Here is a 24,528-nt window from a genome sequence, read left to right as displayed (position 1 = left end):
ATCTGTACCGACTATGGCAAAGATACGAGCAAGCGCGCGCCGCCGGTTCGGTTTTCGGCCAACCCGGATGAAGTCGCAGCCCGCGCTAGCGCAGGATCAGCAGCGCCGACGTCTCGATCCGGTCGGCGATCTCGGAGTAGGAACCGTAGCCCATGCCCGCCCGCACCAACGCGCCCGCGTAGAGCAACTCCAGTGATTCCACGACGTCCGGGTCCGGATCCGGTCCGAGCGCGCGGATGATGCGCTTGCGGATCTCGGCCCCGATGCGTCCGCGCAGGTGCTCCACGTCGGGGTCGCGGCCGAGCAGGGCGCTGGTAACCGCACCGGAGAGTTCCTGCTCGTCGGCCACCAGCATCGCGATGTTGCGCAGCTCGGCCACCACCCGGACGTGCGGGTCCTGGTCGTCGCTGACCGGCGACGGGGAAGCGACCAGCCGCCGCCAGAAGATCTCCGCGACCAAGTGCTCCTTGGAGGAGAAGTAGGTGTACGCCGTGGCCGTCCCGACACCGGCCGCGGCGGCGACCATCCGGATGGTCATGCCCGCGAAGCCTTCGCGCGCAAGCACTTCCACCGCCGAGCGGGTCAGCTTGTCCACGGTGTCGGCCTGCTTGCCGGAGAGCCTGCGGCGGGTCGCCTCCAGCATGACGGAATCGGGTTCGGACATGTGTCTGGATACTACTAGGCAGGTCCGGGCGGTTCAGTTCTCGGCCGCCGCGATGCCTGCCCGGCGCCCGTAGAAGCTGCCGTCGCCCAAGGATGCGCCGCTCACATAGCCGCCCGCACATAGACCGGACGTGCAGCGGCCTGCCGCGAACAGCCCCGCGATCGGCTCGCCAGAGACATGCAGCACCCGGGAATCGAGGTCGGTGCGCAGCCCGCCGAGCGTGAAACCCGCGGTGAATCCGCGCATATCGAAGGCCGCGAGCGGACCGCGCAATGGCTGCACCCATTCCGGTTTCTTCCCCAGCAGCGGGTCCTTTCCGTCGGCCGCGTGCAGGTTGTAGCACTCCACGGTCGATTGCAACGCCCGGCCGGGCAAGCCCATTTCGGCCTCCAATTCGGCGATGGTCTCCGCCGCCCAAGTCGGCGGCTGACGGAAGAACGGCGTCGAGGTCGCGGTCGCCAGCGCGGCCTCGTAGGAGGCTTCGTCGATCACCAGATACGCCTGGTTGTCCTGCTGGATCAGCGTCGCCTGCCCGATCCGGCCGGGATAGGTGTCCTCGGGGATGTAGCGCTGGCCGCGCCCGTTCACCAGGATGCCCCGCGCCAGCAGTTGCGGGTCACCGAAGAACGCCACCTCGGTCGCGTCCATGTGGGCCAGTTCCGCGCCGAGCGCCTGCGCCAGCCGGATGCCGATGCCGTCGTGTTCCTCGATCGCGGCGGCGGGCCTGCCGATCAGTCGGGGCGCGTATCGCTCGACCATCTCCTTGTGGTAGGCGAAGCTGCCGGTGGCCAGGACGACGCCGCGTTCGGCGCGCACCGCGACCTGCTGTCCGTAGCGGCGGGCCAGCACGCCGACCACCCGCTCGTCGTCGTCGACGATCAGCCGCGCGATCCGCATGTCGTATTCCACGCGGACACCGAGCGTTTCGGCGGTCTCGGCGAGCGGCTTCATCAGCATGTAGCCGCCACTTTTCTGACCGATGCGCTTGTCGGCCATTTGCGGGACATGCCCGCGTGGCGCCGGATTCGCGATGGTGTTGAACGGCGCGGCGTTCTCGCCGCCGGAGTACATCAGTCCCTCGTCGTGCGGCGGCTCCCAGCCCGGTTCGCCCCAGAACGCCTCCCGGAACGGCACACCGCACGCGACCAGCCAGTTGTAGTGCTCGACGCTGCCGCGGCAATAGTCGGCGATCTTCGCCTTGTCCACGCCAGGGCCGAGCGCGGCGAGCAGGAATTCCTCCATGTTCTCGGGTGTGTCCTCGAATCCGAGGGCTTGTTGCAACGGTGTGCCGCCGCCGAGGTAGATGAATCCGCCCGCCATGGCGGCCGCGCCACCCCAACCGCCGGTGCGCTCCAGAATCAGCACATCGCCGCCTGCGCGGGCGGCCTCGATGGCCGCGCACACTCCCGCGATGCCGTAGCCCGCGACGACCACGTCCGCTCGGTGGTCCCACGTCGTGACTTCGCTGGCGCGCAACGGGTGAATGATGGTGGCATCGGACATGATTCGGATCCTTTACTGCTCGGCGCGATCGGACTGCCCGCGGGCGGCCTTCTTCTGCTGCGCCACAATCGTGCCCACCAGCAGGTCGAGTTTGGTGCCGTTCGGCCAACCCACGTAATGGCACAGGAACACCGCGATCTCGTGCAGCTGGTCTTCGGTGAGTTCGCCGTTGCGCAGCGCGGCCCCGATCTGGATGCCCGCGGTGTCGATGGCGCCCTGCGCGGTGAGCGCGCCGAGCAGCAGCAGCCTGCGATCGCGGATGGTGAGCCCCGGCCGCGACCAGACGTCGGCGAAGAGGTGGTCGGCTGTGACGGCGAAATGGGCGCCGGGGTAGTCCTGGAATTCGGTGCCGTATACCTCGGCCATCTTGGCCAGCCCGCGCTGCCGCACTGTGTCGGCGGAACCGTTGTCGCTCATGAGAAATGCCTTTCCGATGATGGGCCCGCCCCGACGCCGAGTCCGGGTCCGAGGCGGTCGAGGGCGAGTTCGGCCAGCGGCAGCGCGGTGCCGAGCCGTTCGCCGAGTTCCAGGGCCAGGCTGAGGTCCTTCTCGCCCAGATCGCGCACGTGCCGCAGGATCGGCAGCCAGAAGTCGCCGTCCTCGACCGGCGCCGTGGAATCGCGCAGCATGATGGCGCCGGGACCGCCGGTGACCGCGTCGGAATGCCGCACCACTTTGCCGAGCGCGGTGATGTCCAGACCTGCCGTCTCGGCGAGCCGCTGCGCCTCGGCCGCGGCGGCGAAGGAGACGAAATGCATCAGGTTGCGCGCCAACTTCATTCGCGTTCCGGCGCCGACCGGCCCGGCGTGCACGATCAGATCGGCGAAGCAGCCGAACGGTTCACGCACCCGCTCGAACGCCGCGGCGCTACCACCCACCATCACCGCGAGCGCGCCGCGCGTCGCGCCGGGCGCGCCGCCGCTGACCGGCGCGTCCACGAGTTCGACACCGCGTTCGGCGCAGACCGCCGCGAGTTCCTCGGCGGTGCGGTCGCTGATCGTCGAATGCACGGCGACCACGGTTCCGGGCGCGGCGGTCCGCAGCACTCCGCCGGGACCGGTGACCACCTCGCGGACCTGCGCGTCGTTCACAACGGTGATCGAGATGATCGCGGCCTGCTCGGCCAGCTCCGCGGCGGAGGCGGCTGTGGCAGCCCCGCCCGCGCTGAACCGCACGACCGCTTCGGGACGGACATCGCAGACCGCAAGCCCACCCGGCCAGCCCAAAAGACGTTCGGCCATCGGCGCACCCATATTGCCGAGGCCGAGGAAACCGACGCGGTCGCTCATGACCGCACGACCTGTCCGCCGTCGACATTGAAAATCTGCCCGGTGATCCAGCTCGCCTCGTCCGACAGCAGGAACAGGCAGGCGCCGACGAGATCTTGCGGCGTGCCGATTCGCTTCAGCGGCAAGCGTTTGACGATGTCGTCGACGATCACGTCGGGCGTGACCGATTTGGTGGCGTCGGTATCGATCGGGCCCGGCGCGATGGCGTTGATCCGGATATCGGATCCGCCGAGTTCGAACGCCAGCTGCTGGGTCAGCCCGTTGACGCCCACCTTCGCCAGGCCGTAGAAGCTGGAATACAGCCATGCGGCGGTGGACGATTGGTTGACGATCGACCCGGCACCCCGCTTGGACATGTGCGGCCAGACGGCGCGGGTCATGTTCAGCACGCCGTCCATGTTCACGCTCATGAACGTTTTGTAGTAGTCCCACGGCACGGTCAGCAGCAGGTTCAGCTTCATCTCGCCGTAGATGGCGGCGTTGTTGACCAGGTGATCGATGCCACCGAACTCGGCGGCGGCGAATTCGGCCATGGCGGTGGCGGATTCGGGGTCTGCCACGTCGACCTGCCCGAACACCGCGGTGCCGCCGTCGGCTACGATCTTCTCGACGACCGCCACACCGCCGTCGGCGTTCTTGTCGGCGACGACGACGCTCGCGCCCTCGGCGGCCAGCGCCTGCGCGTAGGCCGCGCCGATTCCTTGGGCGGCGCCGGTGACGATGGCGGATCTCCCCGTGAAACGGGCCATGGAGTCCAGCTCCTCTGTGTTGTCGTCCGGCAGTGCGGGTTCATCCGGCGGTGGCGATGAGTTTGGTTTCCAGGTATTCCTCGAATCCGGCGCGGCCCATTTCGCGGCCGATCCCGGATTGCTTGTAGCCGCCGAACGGTGCGTCGACGGAATACCAGACGCCGCCGTTGACGCTCATGGTGCCGGTGCGCACGCCTTCGGTGACGCGCCGGATGCGCTCGGCGTCGGTGCCCCACACCGACCCCGAGAGACCGTAAGGGGAGTCGTTGGCGATGCGGACGGCGTCCTCGTCGCCGTCGTACGGGATGATCACCAGCACCGGGCCGAAGATCTCCTCGCGGGCGACCGTCGCGGTGTTGGGGACATCCGCGATCAACGTCGGTTCGATGAAGAACCCGCGCTCGAGCTCGGCCGGTCGCCCGCCGCCGACCACGATCCGCCCGCCCTCGGCGCGGGCGATGTCGAGATACCGTTCGACCCTGGCGCGCTGCCGTTCGGAGATGAGCGGGCCGCAGACCGTGCGCGGGTCGGCGGGGTCGCCCGGCTTGATCGCGCCGAGCGTCGCAGCGGCGGCCTGCACGGCTTGGTCGTAGGCGGCGCGCGGGACCAGCAGCCTGGTGGTGAGCGCGCAGCCCTGTCCGGCGTGCACGCACACCGAGAACGCCGCCACCGAGCAGGCTCTCGCGATATCGGCGTCGTCCAGCACCATGAACGCCGACTTGCCGCCGAGTTCCAGAAACACCTTCTTCAGTGTCGTGGCCGCGCCGGTCATGACGGCACGGCCGGTGGCGGTGGAGCCGGTGAAGCTGATCATGTCGACGCGCGGATCCTCGGTGAGCCGCGCGCCGAGCGCATGGTCGGCGGAGGTCACGATGTTCACCACGCCAGGTGGGATGTCGGTTTCCTCGGCGATGATCGCCCCGACCGCCGCCGCGCACCACGGCGTGTCCGGGGCGGCCTTGAGCACCACGGTGTTCCCCGCCGCGAGCGCGGGGCCCAGCTTGGCGAAGTTGATCTGGTGCGGGAAGTTCCACGGCGTGATCGCCCCGACCACGCCGATCGGCTCGCGGCGCAGCACCCGGTGCGTCTTGATGCCCATCGGCTCGGCGACACCCAAATCGGTTTCCCAGTGATAGGTTTCGGCGAGCCCGGCCGCGTAGCCGAGGTCGGCGACCGGACCTTCCAACTGTGGGCCGCTGGTGAGCATGGCCGGTGCGCCTGCCTCGGCGATGGTGAGTTCGCGCAGTTCCTCGATGTGTGATCGCAGAGCGGTGCGTAACTGTTCGAGGCAGCGGGCGCGGACTGCGTGATCGCGCGACCAGTCGGTGTGATCGAACGCGGTGCGCGCGGCATCGATGGCCGCGTCGAGATCGGCCGCGTTCGCGTTCGCGGCCTGGCCGAGGACGTCCTCGGTTGCGGGGTTCACCGTCGCGAAGACACCACCGGCGCCCTCGACCAGCTTGCCGCCGATCAGCAGTCGGGACCCGTCAGCGGGCAGGAGGCTGCTCATGGATTACTCCGATACTGTCTGGACACGTGTACGGAATATAGTCTCGGACGGTGAACGATGGCAATAACAGGTTCTAACTAGATCATTCTCGCCGAGGTTGTGGGCGGGGGAGGGAAATCCGCGGCTGTTTCTCGGACGCGAGCCTGTCGGTGGTCGATAGTTGGGAGTGTTGCTGCGGAAAGATTGTCGGAGCGAGAGGGCGATGGTAGTGTCCAGACACATGTCCAGCTATCTGTCTCGGCGACGGGGAATGTGCCTTACCGCCTGTCGGAACCTGTTACCGAATACGGAGTGCGGGCGATGACGGCGGCAGTGCAGCCCGTGACGTTCGACCCGTACGACTACCGATTCCACGAGGACCCCTATCCGACGTATCGGCGGTTGCGGGAGGAGGCGCCGCTGTATCACAATCCGGACCTGGATTTCTGGGCGTTGTCCCGGCACGCGGACGTGACCGGGGCGTTTCGCGACAGTGCGCGGTTGTCGAGCGCGAACGGTGTGTCGTTGGATCCGGCGGCATGGGGTCCGCACGCGCACCGCGTGATGTCGTTCCTGGCGATGGACGATCCGCGACATATGCGGATGCGGCGGTTGGTCTACAAGGGCTTCACGCCGAAACGGGTCGCGGAGATGGCGGACCGCATCCGGGAGTTGACGCTGTCGTACCTGGATCCGGCGGTGGCGGGCAGAACGTTCGATTGGATCGAGCAGGTCGCGGGCAAGCTGCCGATGAACGTGATCTCCGAGCTGATGGGGGTGCCGGAGGCCGACCGCGCGGAGATCCGCAGGCTGGCCGATCTGGTCGTGCACCGCGAAGACGGTGTGCTCGACATCCCGGTGGCTGCAGTCGAATCGTCCATCCAGTTGCTCGGCTATTACACCGAGATGGTGGCCGAGCGGCGACGTGCGCCGCGCGAGGATCTGACTTCGGCGCTGCTGGGCGGGGAGACCGACGGCGACCGGCTGTCCGACGAGGAGATCATCGGGTTTTTGTTCTTGATGGTGGTGGCCGGGAACGAGACCACGACAAAGCTTCTGGGTAACGCACTGTATTGGGGTGCGCGCAATCCGGGGGAGTACGCGAAGGTGGTCGCCGATCCGGATCTGGTCTCCGACTGGGTGGAGGAGACGCTGCGCTACGACACCTCCAGCCAGATCATCGCGCGTACCGCGACGGAAGATCTCGCCTATCACGACGGTTCCATTCCAGCGGGTGCGAAGGTGCTTCTGCTGATCGGCTCCGCCAACCGCGATCGCGAAGTCTTCGATGACGGCGACACCTTCCGGATCGATCGTGCCGACAAGTCCGGACTGGCCAGCTTCGGCGCGGGCGTGCACTTCTGTCTCGGCGCGCACTTGGCGCGGCTGGAGGCGGGCGTCGCCTTGCGCGAGTTCGCGTCGCGAGTGCGCTCCTACGACGTGCTGGAGTCCGGAATCGTGCGCGTGCACTCCTCGAACGTGCGCGGTTTCGCCCACCTTCCGATCACCGTGGAGACCCGATAGTGCCCAGATTCGCACCTCATCCGTTACGCAGGCCCGCGCTCGTCTCCGGCGCTTCCTCTGGGATCGGCGCGGCCACCGCCACGGCACTGGCCGAAATCGGCCACCCGGTCGCGCTCGGTGCGCGTCGCGTCGAGCAGTGCTCCGAACTGGCGGACAAGATCCGGGCGAACGGCGGCGAAGCCTTCGTGCACCGGCTCGACGTCACCGAACCGGACTCGATCGAGGAGTTCGTGCGCGCGGCCGAGGAAGCGTTGGGGCCTACCGAGATCGTGGTGTCCAGCGCGGGCGACATCGAGTTCGGCCAGGTGCACGCGATGGATCCGGAACGATTCCTGCGTCAGGTGCACGTCCATCTCGTCGGCGCACACCGCCTGGTGCACCAGGTGGTGCCCGGCATGCTGCGCAGGCAACGCGGCGACGTCGTGCTGATCAGTTCGGACTGCGCGCCGGAGCCGCGTCCGCGCACCGGCGCCTACAGCGCCGCCAAGGCAGGCTTGGAGGCGATGGCCGTACAGATGCGGATGGAGTTGGAGGGCACGGGCATTCGCGCCTCGCTGGTTCGGCCGGGACCGACCCTCACCGGGATGGGCATGGACTCCACGCCCGAGATCGTCGGCCCACTGCTGGAGGACTGGAGGACCTGGGGATTCGCCAGGCATCCGTACATGTTGCGCGCGGGCGACCTGGCGGCAGCGGTGGTCGCGGTGGTGTCGACGCCGCGCGGCGCGCATCTGGTCCTGGTCGAGGTGCAACCCGAGGCTCCGGTGCGTCCGCTCGATGCCTCGTCCAACGAGTAGAACGGGGCCGTTCCGCGACGCCGGGACCGGCGGCAATCCGGTTCCCGGACGATCCGGTACCGTGGCCGTCGGGGTGGACCAACGATCAAGAATGGGCAGGTCCGATACGAATGAGCCTTCGCGACGTTCCGCTACGCACGTTGTCCGGCGAGCCGACGACACTGGCCGACCTGGTCGGCGACCACGCCGTCCTGCTGGTCAACGTGGCCTCGAAATGCGGCCTGACACCGCAGTACTCCGGCCTCGTCGAGCTGCACAAGTCCTTCGGCCCGCGCGGATTCAGCGTGGTCGGCGTACCGTGCAACCAATTCATGGGCCAGGAGCCGGGCACCGCGGAGGAGATCCAGCAGTTCTGTTCCACCACCTACGGCGTGGACTTCCCGCTGCTCGACAAGACCGACGTCAACGGCGAAAACCGACATGCCCTCTACCAGACCTTGGTGGAATCCGCCGACGCCGACGGCAACACCGGTGACATCCAGTGGAACTTCGAGAAGTTCCTCATCGACCGGGACGGGAAGGTGGCGGGCCGCTTCCGCCCGACCGTGACGCCGGAGTCGCCCGAACTGGTCGCGGCGATCGAAGCCGTTCTCTGAGTTCTGAGGTGCTTCTACACTCCCCCGTGTGACGCTCACCCTCGCCGACGTGGTCGGCTACACCGATCGCGACCTCGATTCCGATCTCGCGCAGTGGTTCCCCGATGCCGCGCCCGTCCACGTACTGGAGCAAACCCGTCCAGTGGCACCGTTTCTCGCGCGTCTGGCTCCCGCCGACGCGGCGGCGCTGGCCGCGTTCGACCGACGGGTGCGCTCGGGCAGGCTGCCGCAGTTCTTGGATATCTTCTCCTGGTCCTACGGTTTCGATTTCGCCGTAAACGATTGCGGCATACGCGATTCGGATTACACGACCGAGCTCACCGACGACGATGTCTACTCGATCGGTGCCGACGGCGGCGGCAATCTGTACGTCGTGCTCACCAACGGCCAAGTGGCCGTGTGGTTCCATGAAGAGGAGGTGCTCGAAGGCGGCACCCGCTTCGACAACCTCGACGTCTTTCTCTGGTCGTTCGTGCGCTACCGCGCGGTGCGCGCGGGGAAGCTCACGCGCTCGGCCGTGGAGGCAGACTTCTCGGCGCTCGGTCAGGATGGCGCGCTCGAACCGAATCTCGGCCTGCTGAGCCTCATGAAGTAGGTACCGGAGCCGGGTCAGGCAGCATGGTTTCGGGGCGCCGTGACCAGGACAGTGGTGTAGCGGCAGACGAGGCTGCCTCCCACCGCATCGATAGCCGCGCCGAGGCCTGCCAGCACCTCGTCCAGGACGTTCCTCGGGAGCTGGGTGGTGATGCCGGTGGTGGACGACAGCTCCAGCCATTCGTCGCGGGAGTAGGACTGCTCCCAGGTGAATTGCCGCTGCTTCGGCTCACCGAACGTGCCGGCCTGCCGAATCCCGTCGGATGCTTTGTCGCACATCATCGCGTACGGCGTCGACCCCGAGGCCGTAGCCAGGCGGGCAATGGGCGAGTCGGGCAATACCGTGCGATAGACCTCGGTGAATGCCTCCTCCAGTTCGCTGGGTGGCCGACTCGCGTTCCAGAACAACGCCAGCTGTCCCCCGGGCCGCAGCGTCTCGGCTGCCTTGGCCGCCCCGGCGATCGGGTCTACCCAATGCCAGGTCTGCCCGGAGACGACGGCGTCGAACGTCCGGTCAGCCGGGTCCCAAGCTTCGAATGTGGCCACCTCGACCTCGATTCCGCCGCGCCGCGCGAAGTCGGCCATGCGCGCGTCGGGTTCGACTCCGAGCACCGTGCAGCCTGCCGCCCGGAATTGCTGGGCGACTATCCCGGTACCGACGCCGACGTCCAGCAAATCGCGGCCTGGACTCGCGGCGACGATGGCCTCCACCATGGCTTGGGGGTAGCGGGGGCGGGACCGGTGGTAGCGCGCCGCGTCCACGCCGAACGACTCGGCCACCTGACGGGCTCGATGAGACTCGTTCACGGAGGGACTCGATGGGCCATGCGGTAGAGTGGGCATGCGCCCACTGTAGTGGGCGCATGCCCACTACGCCAGGTGTGCTTCCAGGAACGAAAGGACAGGGGCCAGGTGCCGACCGGTATACAACTCCGCGACGCGCGTGAACAGCTGTTCGATGCCGCCGAGTGCGTCCTGCTCCGGGACGGGGCGAACGCGCTGACCAGCCGGGCGATCACCATGGAGGCGGGCTGTGCCAAGGGTGTATTGCACCGGCACTTCGAGGACTTCGATGCTTTCCTCGCCGAGTTCGTGCTCGATCGCATTCGCCGAATCGAGCATCAGGCCGCCGCTCTGCGCGAGGCAGCCGGAACCGGTGCTGTCGCAGACAATGTCACCAGCGCGCTGGCGGACGTGTTCGGGTCGGTCGCCGGAGCGATCGTTCCCCTGATCACCTTCCGGGACGAGTTGCGTGCCCGCCTGCGCCGGGCCGGGCTGGTCGGCCTGCCGGTAGTGACGGAAGCCGCGGCCATGATCGCCTCCTACCTCACCGCGGAGCGCGACCTGGGCCGCGTAGCGGCAGAAGCCGATATCGACACACTCGCGCCCACGCTGATCGGCGCCGGGCATCTGCTGTATGCGGACCGGAAAGGCACCGCACCGGAGGCTGCCGCCGTTCGCAAAATGGTGGCCGCAGTGCTCGCCGATGTCCTGCAAGAAGCACAGCACGAACGGCGGTGATCCGCTCGATGTGCGGTGCGGAGGAAGTGCCGCGTCGAGCTGGAGCCGTCGTCACGACGCTCGCCGTCGAGTTCTATGCCGCGCGCGAAAACGCCTTTCCGGCACATTCTTTGGAACGCGATCGACAAGTGCGCCGATTGCGGCGGCCCGAGCCGGGGTGACCCGGGCCGCCGCGCGCACCCGTTCCGAGTATGGCGGGCGGCGGTAGTCGGGCGCGATAATTTGCGTCGCGATGATTCGAAGGTGTCGGAAAGCGGCGTGTGCCGGAGCCGTGCACGACTCCGGCACACGCCGATGTGCGGTTACCGCGCCGCGCGGGCCGCGAATGCCGCGGCGAGCAGGACCGTGACGCCTTCGGCGATCGCCGTGACGCCCAACGCGTGCGCCGCGCTCGACACCGTGCTGCCCGCGAGGCCGAGGAACAGCGACCCGAAGGTGGCGATGCCGACCACGATGCCGAGCTGCACGGTGGTCACCAGGATGCCGCTCGCATCGGCCGCCAGGGTCATCGGGACCTTGGCCAGCGTGCGGGTCATGAGCGGACTGAACGCCAGACCGTTGCCTGCGCCGCACAGGCCGAGCAGCACCAGCGCGAGCATGCCGACATCGGCGCCGTCGTTCAGCAGCGCGCCGAGCGCGACCATGCTTGCCGCCCCGAGCACCAGACCGAGCGGAATCATGTCGGCATGGAACCGATTCGGGATCCGCTCCCAGTTCAGGCTGGCCGCCGCGAAGGTGGCGCCGAGCGGGACGAACAGCAGGCCCGCATGCAGCGCGCTGTAGCCGAGAGTGCTCTGCAGGTGGATCGCCATGACGAACATCCAGCCGCCGAAGGTGGCCATGATCACGAACAACGCGACCGCCGTGAGCGCCAGTCCCGGTGCCGTGAGGACCGGCCGGGCGAACAGTGGTTCGCCGCCGCGCGCCGCGACCAACCGCTCGATGGTCACGAACAGTGCGAGGTCGATAACGCCGGCGCCCAGCGAAATCCACGACCACAGCGGCCAATCCAGCTCCCGGCCGAGCACCAGAGGAAGCACCAGCAGCAGCACCGAAACGGTGAGCGTCGCCAACCCGGGTAGGTCGAGCTTGCGCTCGATGCGCGGGGTCGCCGACGGCAGGACACGCGGCGCCACCGCGAGCAGCACGACGCCGATCGGCACGTTCACGAGGAACACACCGCGCCAGCCGCTGCCGAACAGGTCGGCGTTGACGATGAGCCCGCCGAGCACCTGCCCTGCGACCATGCCGCCGGAAATGATCGCCGAGTAGACACTGAGCGCCCTCGCCCTGGCGTCGCCGGTGAAGACGCGCTGGATGAGCGTCATGATCTGCGGCACCATCGCCGCCGCGCCGACGCCCTGGGCGAACCGGAAGACGATCAACGACGACTCGTTCCACGCCAGCCCGCAGGCCAGTGAGGCCAGCGTGAACGCCGCCAGTCCCGCGATGAACGTGCGGCGCTGGGTGAACCGGTCGCCGAGCCGCGCGCCGGTGACCAACAGGACGGCATAGGCGATGACGTAACCGGCGACGATCAGCTGCAGAGCCGAGCCGCTGGTGTGCAACGAGCCGCGAATCGAGGGAATCGCCACGTTGACGATGGAAGCGTCGAGCACCGCCATGAACTGGCCGGTGAGGATGACCGTGAGGATGGCCAGCGGACGCCGCGCTCCCAGCGCGGCGGGCGGTGCGGCGGCGCGCGTCGCCGCCGCACCCGGCGAGATGGTCTGTGTCATGCTCCGAGCTTGCGGTGTGCCGGGCACCGGTAACAGGAGCCCAGTAACACTGGTACTGCCAGCACCATGCTGAGCGCCTGTGCCACAAGGGGATGGCTTCCGGGCACAGCGCATGCTCGGCCTGGCCACTCGGCGCACGTGGCTCTGCGGCGACCGGTATCCCAAGGGAAGTGCTGCGCGGCACCAACACCCGGAGTCGGCTGCGCTGCCTACCTATACGCGTCACCGAAGCGCTCGCCCTCTCGCTGCGGAGATCCGGTCACCTGATGTAAGGCGTAGGCACCGAGATGACACATCGACGCGCATGGATCTGTTCGGTCGCCGTCGACCAGGTCCCGCGACCATCCGGCGCTCGTGCCTGGGTGATTGCCAGAAATTGGCCAACCGGATCATCATCGTCGGGCAGCGGATCGAGAACTACTCCGTGGAGCGGCAGTTCGCGGTCGTGATCATGACGCGACGTATCAGGTTCTCGGTGGTTCGTCCCACGTAGCGGCGCTGGCGAGGAGGTTGTGCAGGCTGGCGGGCACTTCTCGGCGCTTCAGGGACACAACCTTGTCTTCGGGGTAAACTCCGGTTTGCTCGTTAGTGTCTGAACGGTGAACGCGACGGAGTGAATATGAATATTTCCGAAGGCGCGGTGGCTGTGATCACCCGGACGGCCGACGCGACGGCGGCCGCGGCCGGGGCCGTGGGCGGCGCCGCCGTCAACGGCGTGATCGGCGGCATTCAAGGTGCCGCCACCGGCGTGAAGAGCGGGCTGAGCAGAGGCAGCCACTCGACACCGGCGGCCGCGCTGACATTGGCGGCGATCGGCGCCGCGGGTTTGGTGGACTGGCCCGTGCTGCTTGGTGTCGGAGGCACCGCCTTGGTGGTCCGGCAGCTCGGTCAGCGGTCGAGCAAGCACCCGGCGCCCGACGCTTCCGGAGACCTCGAGCCGGACTCGGAAAGTGACCGTACGCCCCGCCGAGGCGACGAAGCGGTGACCCCCGCACGCAAGAGCGCGGCGTCGTCGCGGCGGTCGCCGAGCATGGGTTAGCCGTCGACGGTGGACCTGAGCCGGCTGGTACGGACCTCCGCGTCACTGCCCCTGCGCGCCCTCGACGCGGGTGTGCGGTCCGCTGCGGTCGTCACCGCCGCGGGCATGGATCTCGCGACCTTGCCGGTGCGCGCACTGCCCGCCGGCCGCGTGGTCGAGGCGATCACCGAGGCCGCGTCGGAACTGCTCGGCGGTAAGCGGGCCCGGCGCCGTTGGCGCGGCGACGACCGCTGCTGGATCGAAGTCCGCGGCCTCTCCGAGCACGACGATGTGGGCGCCGCGATACTCGCCGCTCTGCGCGCGCATCGTGGTGTAGTTTCGGCCGCCCTCAACTACCCGCTGTCGCGTGTCATCGTCGAGATGGACGAAACGACAACCGTCGACGAGTTGTGCGATGTGGTGGCCGCGGCCGAAGATCGGCACCCCGATTCCGGTCACCCGCCGGTCGACCTCCCCGCCGACGGCATCGTGCTGGCCGGCAGCATGGTCTCGGCGGCGATGAATACCGTCGGCCTGGGGGTCGCGCTGGCCGGCCGGGTGGTCGGGTTGCGGCGGCTGCCCGCAGGCGTCAATGCTGTTGTCGCGCTCATCGATTACCAGCCGCGGCTGCGTCGCGCCGTCGAACAGCGCCTCGGCGCCGACGCTGCCGATACCGCGATCGCGCTCGCCACGGCCGCCGCGTACACCGTCACCCAACTACCGGCGTCATTGGGCGTCGACTTGTTCATCCACCTCGCGAAGGCCGCCGAGACCCGTGCCGCGGCCACCATCTGGCAACGCCGCGAGCCCGGGCTCGCGGCACACGCGACGTGTACCGACGGTGTCCGGCCCGGTGAGCGACCGAGGCCGCGGCCGCCGGGACCGGTTGAGCGTCATGGGGACCGCAGCGGACTGGCGCAGGCGGCCGCCGCACCGGCGGTCGGCATTCTCACCGCCGACCTCGACGCCGCCGCCACCGCCGTCATGGTCGCCGCGCCCAAAGCGGCCCGCACCAGCCGGGAGTCGTTCGCCGCGACACTCGCCCGCGGTCTGGCCGAACGGCACGGCGTGCTGCCCTTGCGGCCCCTGGTGTTCCGGTGCCTCGACCGGGTCGATGCCGTGGTACTCGACCCTCGGGCGTTGTGCTGCGACGAACTGCGGGTCGCACGCATCCGCGACGTGCCCGAGCACGAGCGGGCGACGGTATGGCAGTGGGCACAGGACCAATTGGACTGCGGCGCATTGCACCCTGGGTGGCAGCGGGTGGCACGGTCGGTGTCCGGCAATGGCAGCGGCAGCGCGGTGCTGGTGCGGTACGCGCATCATCCACTGGCATCGGCGGTGCTCGGCGAAGTGCGCCGCAGCGGCGCCGAGGTGGTGTCGGTCGACGTCGATACGCTCGGCGACCTGCGCTCGTCGTTCGACGACCTCGATCCGGTGAACGGGTCCCTCGACGAAGCGCTCGCCGGTACGGTGCATCGGTTGCAGCGGGAAGGCCGCACGGTCGCGGTGGTGTCGAGTACCGCGGCACAGGCACTCGCCGACGCCGACGTCGCGATCGGTGTCGCCGCGGGCGGGCCGCCGCCGTGGCACGCCGACGTGCTCGTCGACGACCTGGACAGCGTGTGGCGGATCGTGCACGCGCTGCCCGCGGCCCGTCGAGCCAGTGAACGCGGCGTCGAAATCGCCACCGGTGCTTCCCTTTTGGGTGCGCTGCTGATGATTCCCGGGGTGCGGGACCGCGGCTTGGCTCCGGTCACCGCCGGTGCCGCCGCCGGCGCATGGACGGGATATCGGCTCGCCGGCGGAGCGCTCAGGGTGCCGCCGCCGCGCGCCGCGAGCGTGCACGAGTGGCACGCCATGTCCGTCGAACAGGTGTGTCGGATGCTGCAGCCTGCACACGCGGGCAAGCGCTCGCGGCTGGTATCCGCCGCCCGCCCCGCGCGCTCGGTCATCGATCCGGTGCGCCGGGCGGTGTCGGATTTCGCCGGCGCGATGCGCGACGAGCTGTCGGACCCGTTGATCCCGGTGCTGGCGGTGGGATCGGCGGCCAGCGCGGTGCTGGGCTCGCCGGTCGACGCGATCATGGTCGGGTCGGTGCTCGCCGGGAATGCGGTCCTGGCGGCGACCCAGCGGATCCGGTCCGAGCGACTGCTGCGGCGGCTACTGGCCGCGCAGGACCCACCGGCCCGCAGGCTGATCGGCGCCGACCGCTACGAGATGGTCGATGCCGCCGACTTGCGCCCCGGTGACGTTATCGAGGTGCGGCCCGGTGAAGTGGTGCCCGCCGACGCGCGGCTCACCCACGCACTCGACGTGGAAGCCGACGAGTCGTCCTTGACCGGGGAATCGCTGCCGGTGTCCAAGCAGGTCGCCGCCACTCCGGCCGCGCCCCTCGGCGAGCGGGCTTGCATGCTGTTCGCCACCACGACAGTGGTCGCGGGCACCGCGCTCGCGATCGTCACCGGCGTCGGTGAGCAGACCCAGGCGCGCCGTGCCACCGAAATCCCGCATACCGACGGTTCGGCCGCCGGCCTACAGACCCAGCTCAAAGAGCTGACGAGCAAGGCGTGGCCGTTCAGCCTCGCCGGCGGGGGATTGGTCACCGCGCTGGGGCTGCTGCGGCGCACCGGTCTGCGGCAGGCCGTCAGCAGCGGTGTGGCCGTCAGCGTGGCCGCTGTTCCGGAGGGGCTGCCGCTGGTCGCGACGCTGGCTCAGCAGGCGTCGGCGCGGCGGCTGACCCGCGCGGGCGCGCTGGTGCGTAGTCCGCGATCGGTCGAGGCGCTCGGCCGTGTCGACGTGGTGTGCTTCGACAAGACCGGGACGCTCAGCGAGAACCGGCTGCAGGTGACCACGGTGCACGCCGCGAGCGGGTTGTCCGACGACGATGTGCGCCTGCACGCCCTCCGGGCCGTACCGCTCGCCAACGGTGGGCCGCATGAACACGCAACCGACCATGCGGTCGCCGAGGCTGGGGGCGCCCTGGACCGCGGCGCGGCGGCGGCGCATTTGCCGTTCCGGTCGGGCCGCCCGTTCTCGGCTTCCGTGCACGGCGAACAGTTGTCGATCAAGGGGGCGCCGGAGGTGGTGCTCGCGGCGTGCGCGGACGCCGACGAGGCGGTGCAGCGGCAGGTGCGCAAGATGGCCGCCGACGGGCTGCGGGTGATTGCCGTCGCCACACGGCAGCTCTCGGCGTCGCAGGTCCAATCGGTATGTGACGACGCCGATGCCTTCACCGAATTGTGCAGCGATGGACTGCGGTTCGCCGGGTTGCTCGGACTTTCGGACACGCCGCGCGCGGACGCGACCGAGGTGCTGGCCGAGCTGGCCGACCGCGGCATCGGGGTGCGGCTGATCACCGGTGACCACCCCGTGACGGCCACCGCGATCGCCGCCGCGGTCGGCATGCCCGTCGACGACGATCAGGTGATCAGTGGGCCCGAATGGGAGGCGCTGTCCCGGCGCGAACAGGAGCAGGCGGTGCAGGGCCGGCGGGTGTTCGCCCGGATGTCACCCGAGCACAAGGTGCAGATCGTCGAGACAATCCAGCGGCTGGGTCACGTGTGCGCCATGGTCGGCGACGGCTCCAACGACGCGGCGGCCATCCGCACCGCCACCGTCGGCATCGGCGTGGCCGCGCGCGGCAGCGATCCGGCCCGCATCGCCGCCGACGTCATGCTGCTCGACGGGCGGATCCGTTCGCTGCTGGACGCCCTCGACGAAGGCAGGCAGCTGTGGCGGCGGGTGCAGTCGGCCGTGGCCGTGCTGCTCGGCGGCAACGCGGGCGAGGTGGCTTTTGCGATCGCCGGCACCGCGCTCACCGGCCGGGCACCGCTGAACACCCGCCAATTGCTGCTGGTCAACATCCTCACCGATGCGCTGCCCGCCGCGGCCCTTGCGGTCAGCCCGCCCAGTGCCGGGCTGCGTTATACCGGCCGGGGGCCCGACCGGGCCGCGTTGTGGCGGACCGTAGCGGTGCGTGGTGCGACGACCGCCTCCGCCGCGATGGCCGCGTGGGTGTTGGCGAGGTTGACGGGCCGGCGGCGGCGCGCGTCGACGGTGGCTCTGGTGGCGTTGGTCGCGACGCAGTTGGGGCAGACGCTCATCGACTCGCGCAGCCCGCTGGTTGTCGCCACCGCGGCCGGCTCATTGCTGGCGCTCGGCGCGCTGATCAGCACGCCGGGAGTCAGCCATCTGCTCGGCAGCACGCCGCTGGGTCCGGTCGGCTGGTGTCAGGCGTTGTCGACGGCCGCCGTGGCGACCGCCGTCGCGGCGATCGCTCCGCGTCTGTCCGCCGCGGGCGGTCGGCAACGGGACGCTCAGCCGACGATCTCGATGACCCCCAAGCGCCACAGCACTGCGTACAACTCGCGCAACGGCACGGTCAGCACCTGCGTCAGCGCATCCGTCAACGGATCCGAGCTGACGCCTACATCAGTTCTCATCACGCCAGACACCGTCGGGGAGTCAGGCGTCGAATTCGCGAATGCACCATGACCGGGAGGCAACAAATGGCCGAAAAGTCGCCTACCAGCCACCGGAACGCGGTCGATCGGGTGCTGGCTGCGCAGGGTTTCGCGGTGGACCTGCCGGTGGTCGGCCGGGTCCGCATCCCTCGGCCCGAGCAGTTGGCATACTACGGCGCACTCGGCGCGCTGGCCGCGGCGGAGATCATCGAATGGCCCGTCGCGGTGGCCCTGGGGGCCGGGCACTGGCTGGTACAGAATCAGCACAATCGCGTCGCCCACGAAATCGGCGAAGCCCTTGAAGACGCTTAGCTGAAGCGATTGGTGCCGGCGGACGGTGCCCGGCTCATGCCGTCTAGGACGGGGGCACGAGATCCAGCAGCGCGTTACCGATCCGCTCGGCTTGGAGCAGGATGTTCGTCTGCGCTGAAATGTAGTCGCCGATACCTTCCTCCTGAGCGGCCCGCAGATACGGCGGCAGCGGCTGCTGGATCTCGTTGCGGATGACGTCGTCGAGCAGTGATGCCATCTCCCCGCGCAGCGGGTTTCCGGTCGCGGCCTGGTTGTCGAGCTCGAGCCGGCCGCCGTCGGTGCTGTAGTCGTAGAGTTCGAATTCCTGCTCGGTCGCCGCGTCGATCTGGATCTGGCCGCGCACCCAATGGGAGTAGGAAGTGAATTTCGCGTCGGCGGTGCGCACCATCGCCACGTGGCCCGGCGCGTTCTGGTTGAACAGGATCGCAGCCTCTTCGATCGAGTCCTCGTCGGTGGTGTGCGCGACCCAGGGACGGCCTGCGGCGCTCGGGTTACGGCAGAGCGCGGCGATGTCGAGTCGCCCGCTGAGGTGTTCGTAGCGGCCATCGCCGCGCCAGCCGTTTCCGCCGGTGGCGATGGTGAGCAGCAATGGCGTGAAATCGACGCTGGAGGTGAGCTGGTTCCTGGTGCTGGTACCTGCGGCCGGGCTGAGGTAGCCGCGCGGATCGTGGACGTAGAGCGGGACGCGGATCGCCTCGTCGTAGGCGCCGCCGCCTTTACCGTGCAGGCCGTGCGAACCGGCGTAATCGCCGTGGTCGGAGGTGAAGACGATGACGGTGTTGGCCGCGACCTCGGGGCGGGAGTTCAGGGTGTCGAGCACGCGCCCGATCTGGATGTCTACCTGCTGCTGGGCCCAGAGATAGAGGTTGCGCATGTCGATCCAGGCATGCATGGCTTCCGGCGTTCCGTAGGGCGCAGGCCCGAATGCCACGGCCGAGACCTCGACCAGTGTCATCTGCAGCCGTGGCTTTTTCGACAGTTGCTCCAGCGATTCGAAATTGGGCGGAAGATCGTTCATCCAGCGCGGGATGTCGGCGTTGAATTGGTCGCGGCGGGTCCAGCGGGGCCACCACTGGATGTCGTGCGGGTTGACCAGCGACACGGTGGTGCACCAGGGTGCGCTGCCGGAGTCGTTGTCGAACCAGTCGACGAATTGGTCGACGATCTTCGGATCGGCTTGCAGCCCTTGGCCCGGCGCGCCATTGGGCGAAGGGTAGGTGCCGCCGTGAAAGCCGTACGCCTCGAGCGCGCCCGGTGTGCGATCCGGGTAGCTACCGAGATGCCATTTACCCCAGTAGGTGGTGTCGTACCCGTGCTCGCGCAGTATCGACCCCCAGGTCGGGAACAACGGCGTCAGCGTCGACCCCGACACGACCAGCACGCCGGTCTGCTGCGAATAGAGGCCGGTGAGCAGGCAACCGCGAGCCGGTGTGCAGTCGTTCGCCGCGGTGTAGTGGTTCTCGAACGACACACCGCCCTCGCGGATCCGGGCGGTATTCGGCAGCACGCCATCCAAGATCCCCTGATCGGGAAACCACATGGGGGTGCGCATCTCGTCCACGATGATCACCAGGATGTTCGGCTTGTCCGGATCGATGTCCGCTCGCGCTCTGCCTGGGGCGGCCCCGGCCGAGACGGCGGCCGCGGCCGTTGCCGAGGTGGCCGCGCTGGTCAGAAATCCCCTTCGAGTGAACGAGCTCGGCAATGTTCCTCCACGATGAGTGATATTCGGTCGTCGAATGGAACGCGGCGTATCTCGGTGCTGTCACCGTAGCGTCGAGCGGCGGGGGGTTGCGCCAACCGGCCGGAGACACGCCGCTGCCGTGCAGGACTGCTACGGCAGGCCCACCAGATCCGCCATTCGGGTCATGTGGTGGGCGAAGTACTCGGCACGGGCTTGGACGGCGTTGTCCGGACGTCCGAAGATGTCGAACTCGAGCAGGCCGAACAGGTGGGTCCAGCCGGATCGGCGTTCGCGATTAGGCTGGTCTTCGAGCGAGAACAGCGTGCTCGAAACGGAACGCCAACAGGATGGATTGCCATGTCCCTGCACGTCGTCATCGGGGCCGGTCCGGTCGGATCGGGCACCGCTCAGCTGCTCGCCACACGCGGGGACCGGGTGCGCGTGATCACCCGGCGCGGTAGCGGCCTGGATCACCCGCTGGTCGAGCGGATCGCCGCCGACGCGACCGATGCCGCCGTGCTGAGCCGGCATTGTGCGGGCGCGGACGTCGTCTTCCAGTGCGCTCAGCCTCGATACCACCGCTGGGCCATAGATTTCCCGCCACTGGCCGCCGCCGCGCTCCACGCGGCCGAGGTGAACGGCGCCGGATTGCTCAGTGTCGGAAATCTTTACGGCTACGGGCAAGTCGACGGGCCGATCACCGAGCGGCAACCGTTGCGCCCCAACAGCGCGAAAGGGCGGGTGCGTGCGAAACTGTGGGCCGAGGCGCTAGCCGCCCATGAGGCGGGCCGGATCCGTACCGCCGAAGTTCGCGGGTCGGACTACATCGGCGCCGGGGCGAAATCGGCATTCACCGTCGCGGCGCTGCCTGCCGTGCTGGCCGGCCGCCGGGTGCTGTTCCCCGGCGATCTGGACACAGCGCACAGCTGGACCGATGTCGGCGACACCGCGCGCACCCTGGTGGCGGTAGCGGATGACGAAAACGCCTGGGGGCGAGCATGGCACACGCCGACCGCGCCGCCGACGTCCATCCGTGAGCTTGCTGAACTAACCGCGACGGTTGCCGGCGCACGCCCCGCACGCGTGCATCGAATGCCGGCCGCGATGCTCTGGGCCGCCGGGCTTTTCGATCCTGACGCCCGCGAGCTGCCCGAGCTGCGCTACCAGTTCGATCGTCCGTTCGTCATCGATTCCTCTGCCGCCACCGCGGAATTCGACATAGAACCGACTCCGACCGCAGACGCGCTGCGCGCCACTATTGCGGCCTTGCGGGCAAACCGGTAGGGCATTAGCTGGAACGGCCGTGCCCAGCCACTGTGGTCGGGTGTGGTCGCCCGACCAACTGCGTGGGCCCTGTGCCGCGCGGTGCGGGGTGTCCAGTGCGGAACAAGAGGCCTTGCCAGGGCTGGTAAACACCGGTATTGCGCCGGGCGGCGAAGTGCGAAACCTTCGCTCTGGGGACATTTCAGATCCACAACAAACCGATCCAGGCGATTGTGAGAACTGCTCGTGAACTGCTCGCTGTCGAGGTCGGGCGCTGGTGCCGCCGGAGCTTCGGCGCGTTTGTCGTTCGCGGAACACGGAGAGTGCCGTGACGCAGGCGGGGGATGAGGATCTCGCCGGGTTGGCCGATCGAATCGCGGAGCAGCTGCGTGAGGTCGCGCCGCCCGGCTGGCAGCGGCTGCAGGCGTGGTTCGCGATGACCGTGGTCGCCGAAACGGCGCTGCTGGTGGCCGACGACGGTACCCGGTCGATCCGGTGCCCGGTACCGGATGCGGTGTGGTATGCGGTGCACCGGCACCGGCAGCTGTCGGCGGCGTCGAACGGCGCGCCGTGGTGGCGGTTGCTGGTGGGGATCGATACGGAGGGTGTCGAGGTCGTCGCCGATTACGGTGCGGAGCCGTTCCCCGGTGAGCAGTTGTTTGCGCCCGAGGCCTATCTCGCCGATTTGGAGCGCTATCCGCGGGACCGGCTGCCGGTGTGGCTGGGGGCCTACCTCGGACGCGGTGACCGCCGGTCGCGGCCGCCGCGGGCAGCCGCGGACGGGATGCGTGCGGATGAGCGTGCGGGTGTGCATGCGGTGGCCGTGGATGGTGAGCTGCCGGAGCTGCCGGTGCTGTGGGCTCGGTGGACGGTGCTGGCGGCAGCATTCGTGGCGGTCGGATCGGGGCGCGGGCCGCGGATCGGACCGTCGGTGGGCATCTTCGAAAGCGCGGGGCGCAGCGGCTCGACTTTGACCGTGCTGCCCGGTGACCGGGCGGTGCTGTCGGGTGGCGTATGGGATGCGCCGGTCCTGGACGCCGCGTACAACGCGGGCGCCGTGATGCCGAAATTGTTTGCGGGAGCGCCGGATTGGGTGGCCGACCCGGTGCTCAACCCGCGGGCGGCGACCGGTCTGCTGTCGTTCTGTTACTGGTGGGAGGCCGGGCAGTGGTATCGGGGCGAGTCCGCGCCGATACCGGAGTGTGCGCCGGCGCTGCCCGCGGTGTGGACGGCCGGCACCATAGCGGGTGTCGTCGGCAGCTTGCTGGACGACCGGTCGGGTGATGATACGCAGGCAGCGGCCGAGCTGTTGGTGTCCGCGGCGCAGGCCGGTGCGGTGACTCGTCAGGCGATCGTGCAGGTCTTCGGTGACGGCACCGACATCGATGGTGCCTTGTTCCAGTTCGTGCTCGCGGACCTGGTCGCGAACCACACCGGTGGGATCGGCGCATCGGATGCGCTCGATCTCGTCCGGGAGCACATCCGTCGGCGAGATTACGACGCCACGGGATATCCGCTGTCGACGTTGCGGGCCGATCGCATCAGCGTGGGCTGGCTGGTGCGTTCGCCGGCGCCGGAGGGCGAAATGGCTTTGGACCGTGCGGTCTTCTATGTTGCCGACGATGGTGTGGTGGAGCGCTCGACCACGTCGGTGCCGCTGTCGGTGTTCGTCACCGATTTCGAGCGACGATTCCGGCTGCGCGGCAAAGGCCGAGCCTGACTGGAGGGGTTGCGACATGAACGGTGAAGTTCGGTTGGATCCGGACAGCCTGCGAAATCAGGGAGCTCGGCTGGCCGAACTCGGTGACCGCGTCGGCCAAACCTATACGGGACTGCGCGATTCCCTTGCACACGCCGAAGGCAGTTGGGGCGACGACGATCTGGGCCTCGCGTTCGCCACGGAGTTCAAGCCGCATGCCGACCAGCTGCTGACCAATCTGCGGGCAATGGAGGAAAGCCTGCACGGCACGGCCGCCGGAATAGCATATGCCGCAAACCAATTCGAAATGCTCGACAGGTACGCCGCCGACCGGGTCAGCACCACGGCCGACGACCTGGCTCCGGTCGGTGAGCAGGCTCCATGGCCGGACGGCAGCGCGGGCACGTCCGCGCCCGCTGGCGCGCAGTCACCCGTGACGCCCGACGCCGCGGCGACCTCTCCGACGCCGGGGCACCCGGCGTATCCGACGGACCGGGTTCACCCCACCGAAGGATCCACCCCTGGCGGGTCGCGGACACCGGGCGGGTCCGCGGGACGCTCCACGCCGGAGGTCGGTCCGCGGCGTGATCCTTCGGATCCCGCCGCAGGCCGACCGGGGGATCGGGAAGCGGGCCGAAACGGGGATCGGGCGGCACGCGGCACAGGAAGCGGCGACTCCGGCAAGCCTGCCGGGGATTCCGGTCGCCGTCCTCCGGCCTCCGCGGTGTTCCCTCCGGCCGCCACCCGGAATGCCCCCCCTGCCCCGGCCGGGCGGCAGGCGGCCGGTCCGCCGGGCGCCGTGGGACGGCGTGACACCCCGTGGTCCGGGCAGTCGTCCAGGACGGTCGGGCCGCCCGCGGGTGCCGAGCCGAGACCCTCGAGCACTCGGTACGGTTCTCCGCCCCGGGCGCAGAAACCCGCCGACGAATCGCCCCGTGACCGGCGTCGCTCCGGCGAGCGACCGGTTACGCATCCCGTGATCGGATGGCTGGCACGGACGCTGGCCGAGCACCACGACGTGCGGGTGGTCGGATTCGATACCCCCGGCCTGCAGGTTGCGGCCGTGCGGGAGTTCGTCGCCGCGGTCGACCGGGTGCTCACCGACTACCCGGTGATCGCCCTCGATGTCGTCGCGGTGGCAGAGCTCGACGCCGAATCGGGGCCGGTGCGGTGGAGTCGCGAATCAAACGACCCCCTGAGCACGGGCGCCCGCCGGACGATCACCCTCGACCAGCGGATCGCGCTGGAGCCGAGGCGATCCGCTGGCACCGCGGAATCCGACGCCGAGGCGGCGGAGCCGGAAATCTACGTGGCGACGCTCCGCGAATTCGGCCGGGCACTCGACTTCGCTGGTGGCGGTCTCGCGCACAGGCAGGCACAGCGCGTCTTGATCGCGGAGTACCTGCGCCTGGAGCCGCGATGGAACAGCACACTCGCCGAGGTGGTGAGCGGTTACCGGCGCTGGCGTGCCGAGTTGACCGGGGACGCCGCCGGATTCGACGTCAGCCGGGCACTCGGCGCTGCGGTCGCCGATGTCGTGCTGCGCGGCGACGAGGCGAGCGTCCAGGCGCGAACACTGCACACGGTGCTGGTCGACGCGGCGTCGCGGCAGGGGTAGGCG

22 protein-coding genes and 1 pseudogene are annotated in these 24,528 nt (G+C 69.0%); 12 read left to right on the top strand and 11 right to left on the bottom strand.

Annotated elements, in window-relative coordinates; all coding sequences use genetic code 11:
* Window positions 1-85: 85 nt before the first annotated feature.
* Genes OHA40_RS01285 through OHA40_RS01260 form a run of 6 tightly spaced genes read right to left on the bottom strand, consistent with a single transcriptional unit; the run spans window position 86 to window position 5,715 of the window.
* The gene (locus OHA40_RS01285) at window positions 86-664 is read right to left on the bottom strand and encodes a TetR/AcrR family transcriptional regulator (RefSeq protein WP_330231230.1); all 579 of its coding nucleotides are present in this window, start codon (window positions 662-664) and stop codon (window positions 86-88) included.
* 33 nt (window positions 665-697) lie between these two features.
* On the bottom strand, window positions 698-2,167 hold the full coding sequence (locus OHA40_RS01280; RefSeq protein WP_330231229.1) for an FAD-dependent oxidoreductase: 1,470 nt from the start codon (window positions 2,165-2,167) through the stop codon (window positions 698-700).
* A 12-nt stretch (window positions 2,168-2,179) separates the two neighbouring features.
* Complete coding sequence (locus OHA40_RS01275) at window positions 2,180-2,584, bottom strand: carboxymuconolactone decarboxylase family protein (protein WP_330231228.1); 405 nt, start codon at window positions 2,582-2,584, stop codon at window positions 2,180-2,182.
* Window positions 2,581-3,456 (bottom strand): NAD(P)-dependent oxidoreductase, encoded by an 876-nt coding sequence (locus OHA40_RS01270; RefSeq protein WP_330231227.1) that lies wholly within the window; start codon window positions 3,454-3,456, stop codon window positions 2,581-2,583. Before OHA40_RS01270 ends, OHA40_RS01275 begins: the two co-directional genes overlap by 4 nt.
* Window positions 3,453-4,205, bottom strand: a complete 753-nt coding sequence (locus OHA40_RS01265; protein WP_330231226.1) for an SDR family oxidoreductase — start codon at window positions 4,203-4,205, stop codon at window positions 3,453-3,455. Before OHA40_RS01265 ends, OHA40_RS01270 begins: the two co-directional genes overlap by 4 nt.
* Window positions 4,206-4,245: 40 nt before the next feature.
* Window positions 4,246-5,715: an aldehyde dehydrogenase gene (locus OHA40_RS01260; protein WP_330231225.1), complete on the bottom strand. Its 1,470-nt coding sequence runs from the start codon at window positions 5,713-5,715 to the stop codon at window positions 4,246-4,248.
* Between the two features lie 300 nt (window positions 5,716-6,015).
* Here OHA40_RS01260 and OHA40_RS01255 point away from each other — a divergent pair, with 300 nt between their 5' ends.
* The 4 genes from OHA40_RS01255 (at window position 6,016) to OHA40_RS01240 (ending at window position 9,206) form a co-directional block, all read left to right on the top strand.
* Window positions 6,016-7,218: a cytochrome P450 gene (locus OHA40_RS01255; protein ID WP_330231224.1), complete on the top strand. Its 1,203-nt coding sequence runs from the start codon at window positions 6,016-6,018 to the stop codon at window positions 7,216-7,218.
* A complete protein-coding gene (locus OHA40_RS01250; RefSeq protein ID WP_330231223.1) occupies window positions 7,218-8,015 on the top strand; it encodes an SDR family oxidoreductase in 798 nt (265 codons plus the stop codon). Before OHA40_RS01255 ends, OHA40_RS01250 begins: the two co-directional genes overlap by 1 nt.
* Window positions 8,016-8,125: 110 nt before the next feature.
* Window positions 8,126-8,611: a glutathione peroxidase gene (locus OHA40_RS01245; RefSeq protein WP_330231222.1), complete on the top strand. Its 486-nt coding sequence runs from the start codon at window positions 8,126-8,128 to the stop codon at window positions 8,609-8,611.
* Between the two features lie 28 nt (window positions 8,612-8,639).
* Entirely contained in the window at window positions 8,640-9,206 is a 567-nt protein-coding gene (locus tag OHA40_RS01240) for a hypothetical protein (protein ID WP_330231221.1), read from the top strand.
* A gap of 14 nt (window positions 9,207-9,220) precedes the next feature.
* Here the strand turns inward: OHA40_RS01240 and OHA40_RS01235 are convergent, their stop codons facing one another.
* Window positions 9,221-10,012, bottom strand: coding sequence for a class I SAM-dependent methyltransferase (locus OHA40_RS01235; protein WP_330231220.1), 792 nt, complete (start codon window positions 10,010-10,012; stop codon window positions 9,221-9,223).
* 105 nt (window positions 10,013-10,117) lie between these two features.
* Between OHA40_RS01235 and OHA40_RS01230 the strand changes: the two genes are divergently transcribed.
* A complete protein-coding gene (locus OHA40_RS01230; protein ID WP_330231219.1) occupies window positions 10,118-10,726 on the top strand; it encodes a TetR/AcrR family transcriptional regulator in 609 nt (202 codons plus the stop codon).
* Between the two features lie 302 nt (window positions 10,727-11,028).
* On the opposite strand, the gene OHA40_RS01225 is transcribed toward OHA40_RS01230, so the two are convergent.
* Window positions 11,029-12,465 carry an MFS transporter gene (locus OHA40_RS01225; RefSeq protein ID WP_330231218.1) on the bottom strand — a complete coding sequence of 479 codons (1,437 nt, stop codon included), beginning with the start codon at window positions 12,463-12,465 and terminating at the stop codon, window positions 11,029-11,031.
* A gap of 304 nt (window positions 12,466-12,769) precedes the next feature.
* Here OHA40_RS01225 and OHA40_RS01220 point away from each other — a divergent pair, with 304 nt between their 5' ends.
* The 3 genes and pseudogenes from OHA40_RS01220 to OHA40_RS01210 form a co-directional block, all read left to right on the top strand.
* Window positions 12,770-12,958 (top strand): hypothetical protein, encoded by a 189-nt coding sequence (locus OHA40_RS01220; RefSeq protein ID WP_330231217.1) that lies wholly within the window; start codon window positions 12,770-12,772, stop codon window positions 12,956-12,958.
* Window positions 12,959-13,084: 126 nt separating this feature from the next.
* Entirely contained in the window at window positions 13,085-13,504 is a 420-nt protein-coding gene (locus OHA40_RS01215) for a hypothetical protein (protein WP_330231216.1), read from the top strand.
* 9 nt (window positions 13,505-13,513) lie between these two features.
* Window positions 13,514-17,809, top strand: a pseudogene (locus OHA40_RS01210) (cation-translocating P-type ATPase); the annotation flags it as partial.
* On the opposite strand, the gene OHA40_RS01205 reads toward OHA40_RS01210, so the two are convergent.
* On the bottom strand, window positions 17,803-17,928 hold the full coding sequence (locus tag OHA40_RS01205) for an Rv1535 domain-containing protein (protein WP_330234487.1): 126 nt from the start codon (window positions 17,926-17,928) through the stop codon (window positions 17,803-17,805). The pseudogene OHA40_RS01210 and the gene OHA40_RS01205 sit on opposite strands and share 7 nt — an antisense overlap.
* A 66-nt stretch (window positions 17,929-17,994) precedes the next feature.
* On the opposite strand from OHA40_RS01205, the gene OHA40_RS01200 reads away from it, so the two are divergent.
* Complete coding sequence (locus OHA40_RS01200) at window positions 17,995-18,261, top strand: hypothetical protein (RefSeq protein ID WP_330231215.1); 267 nt, start codon at window positions 17,995-17,997, stop codon at window positions 18,259-18,261.
* 43 nt (window positions 18,262-18,304) lie between these two features.
* Here OHA40_RS01200 and OHA40_RS01195 read toward each other — a convergent pair whose 3' ends face one another.
* Together OHA40_RS01195 and OHA40_RS01190 are read right to left on the bottom strand one after the other, a co-directional pair.
* A complete protein-coding gene (locus OHA40_RS01195) occupies window positions 18,305-19,813 on the bottom strand; it encodes a sulfatase-like hydrolase/transferase (protein ID WP_330234486.1) in 1,509 nt (502 codons plus the stop codon).
* Window positions 19,814-20,095: 282 nt separating this feature from the next.
* Window positions 20,096-20,314 (bottom strand): hypothetical protein, encoded by a 219-nt coding sequence (locus OHA40_RS01190; RefSeq protein WP_330231214.1) that lies wholly within the window; start codon window positions 20,312-20,314, stop codon window positions 20,096-20,098.
* On the opposite strand from OHA40_RS01190, the gene OHA40_RS01185 reads away from it, so the two are divergent.
* From OHA40_RS01185 to OHA40_RS01175, 3 genes are all read left to right on the top strand, one after another.
* Window positions 20,303-21,229 (top strand): NAD-dependent epimerase/dehydratase family protein, encoded by a 927-nt coding sequence (locus OHA40_RS01185; protein WP_330231213.1) that lies wholly within the window; start codon window positions 20,303-20,305, stop codon window positions 21,227-21,229. The two genes, OHA40_RS01190 and OHA40_RS01185, sit on opposite strands and share 12 nt — an antisense overlap.
* 307 nt (window positions 21,230-21,536) lie before the next feature.
* Entirely contained in the window at window positions 21,537-22,928 is a 1,392-nt protein-coding gene (locus OHA40_RS01180) for a hypothetical protein (protein WP_330231212.1), read from the top strand.
* 16 nt (window positions 22,929-22,944) lie between these two features.
* Window positions 22,945-24,525 carry a hypothetical protein gene (locus OHA40_RS01175; protein ID WP_330231211.1) on the top strand — a complete coding sequence of 527 codons (1,581 nt, stop codon included), beginning with the start codon at window positions 22,945-22,947 and terminating at the stop codon, window positions 24,523-24,525.
* Window positions 24,526-24,528 lie beyond the last annotated feature (3 nt).

The organism is Nocardia sp. NBC_00508 (genome assembly GCF_036346875.1).
Classification (GTDB): domain Bacteria; phylum Actinomycetota; class Actinomycetes; order Mycobacteriales; family Mycobacteriaceae; genus Nocardia.
This window is presented reverse-complemented; position numbering and strand designations above follow the sequence as displayed.

What these genes read in the sequence shown, in the direction of transcription:
- OHA40_RS01285 (WP_330231230.1), bottom strand. Translation starts at nt 664, where the DNA reads ATGTCCGAACCCGATTCCGTCATGCTGGAGGCGACCCGCCGCAGGCTC.
- OHA40_RS01280 (WP_330231229.1), bottom strand. Translation starts at nt 2,167, where the DNA reads ATGTCCGATGCCACCATCATTCACCCGTTGCGCGCCAGCGAAGTCACG.
- OHA40_RS01275 (WP_330231228.1), bottom strand. Translation starts at nt 2,584, where the DNA reads ATGAGCGACAACGGTTCCGCCGACACAGTGCGGCAGCGCGGGCTGGCC.
- OHA40_RS01270 (WP_330231227.1), bottom strand. Translation starts at nt 3,456, where the DNA reads ATGAGCGACCGCGTCGGTTTCCTCGGCCTCGGCAATATGGGTGCGCCG.
- OHA40_RS01265 (WP_330231226.1), bottom strand. Translation starts at nt 4,205, where the DNA reads ATGGCCCGTTTCACGGGGAGATCCGCCATCGTCACCGGCGCCGCCCAA.
- OHA40_RS01260 (WP_330231225.1), bottom strand. Translation starts at nt 5,715, where the DNA reads ATGAGCAGCCTCCTGCCCGCTGACGGGTCCCGACTGCTGATCGGCGGC.
- OHA40_RS01255 (WP_330231224.1), top strand. Translation starts at nt 6,016, where the DNA reads ATGACGGCGGCAGTGCAGCCCGTGACGTTCGACCCGTACGACTACCGA.
- OHA40_RS01245 (WP_330231222.1), top strand. Translation starts at nt 8,126, where the DNA reads ATGAGCCTTCGCGACGTTCCGCTACGCACGTTGTCCGGCGAGCCGACG.
- OHA40_RS01225 (WP_330231218.1), bottom strand. Translation starts at nt 12,465, where the DNA reads ATGACACAGACCATCTCGCCGGGTGCGGCGGCGACGCGCGCCGCCGCA.
- OHA40_RS01220 (WP_330231217.1), top strand. Translation starts at nt 12,770, where the DNA reads ATGGATCTGTTCGGTCGCCGTCGACCAGGTCCCGCGACCATCCGGCGC.
- OHA40_RS01215 (WP_330231216.1), top strand. Translation starts at nt 13,085, where the DNA reads ATGAATATTTCCGAAGGCGCGGTGGCTGTGATCACCCGGACGGCCGAC.
- OHA40_RS01205 (WP_330234487.1), bottom strand. Translation starts at nt 17,928, where the DNA reads ATGAGAACTGATGTAGGCGTCAGCTCGGATCCGTTGACGGATGCGCTG.
- OHA40_RS01200 (WP_330231215.1), top strand. Translation starts at nt 17,995, where the DNA reads ATGGCCGAAAAGTCGCCTACCAGCCACCGGAACGCGGTCGATCGGGTG.
- OHA40_RS01195 (WP_330234486.1), bottom strand. Translation starts at nt 19,813, where the DNA reads ATGCGCACCCCCATGTGGTTTCCCGATCAGGGGATCTTGGATGGCGTG.
- OHA40_RS01185 (WP_330231213.1), top strand. Translation starts at nt 20,303, where the DNA reads ATGTCCCTGCACGTCGTCATCGGGGCCGGTCCGGTCGGATCGGGCACC.
- OHA40_RS01175 (WP_330231211.1), top strand. Translation starts at nt 22,945, where the DNA reads ATGAACGGTGAAGTTCGGTTGGATCCGGACAGCCTGCGAAATCAGGGA.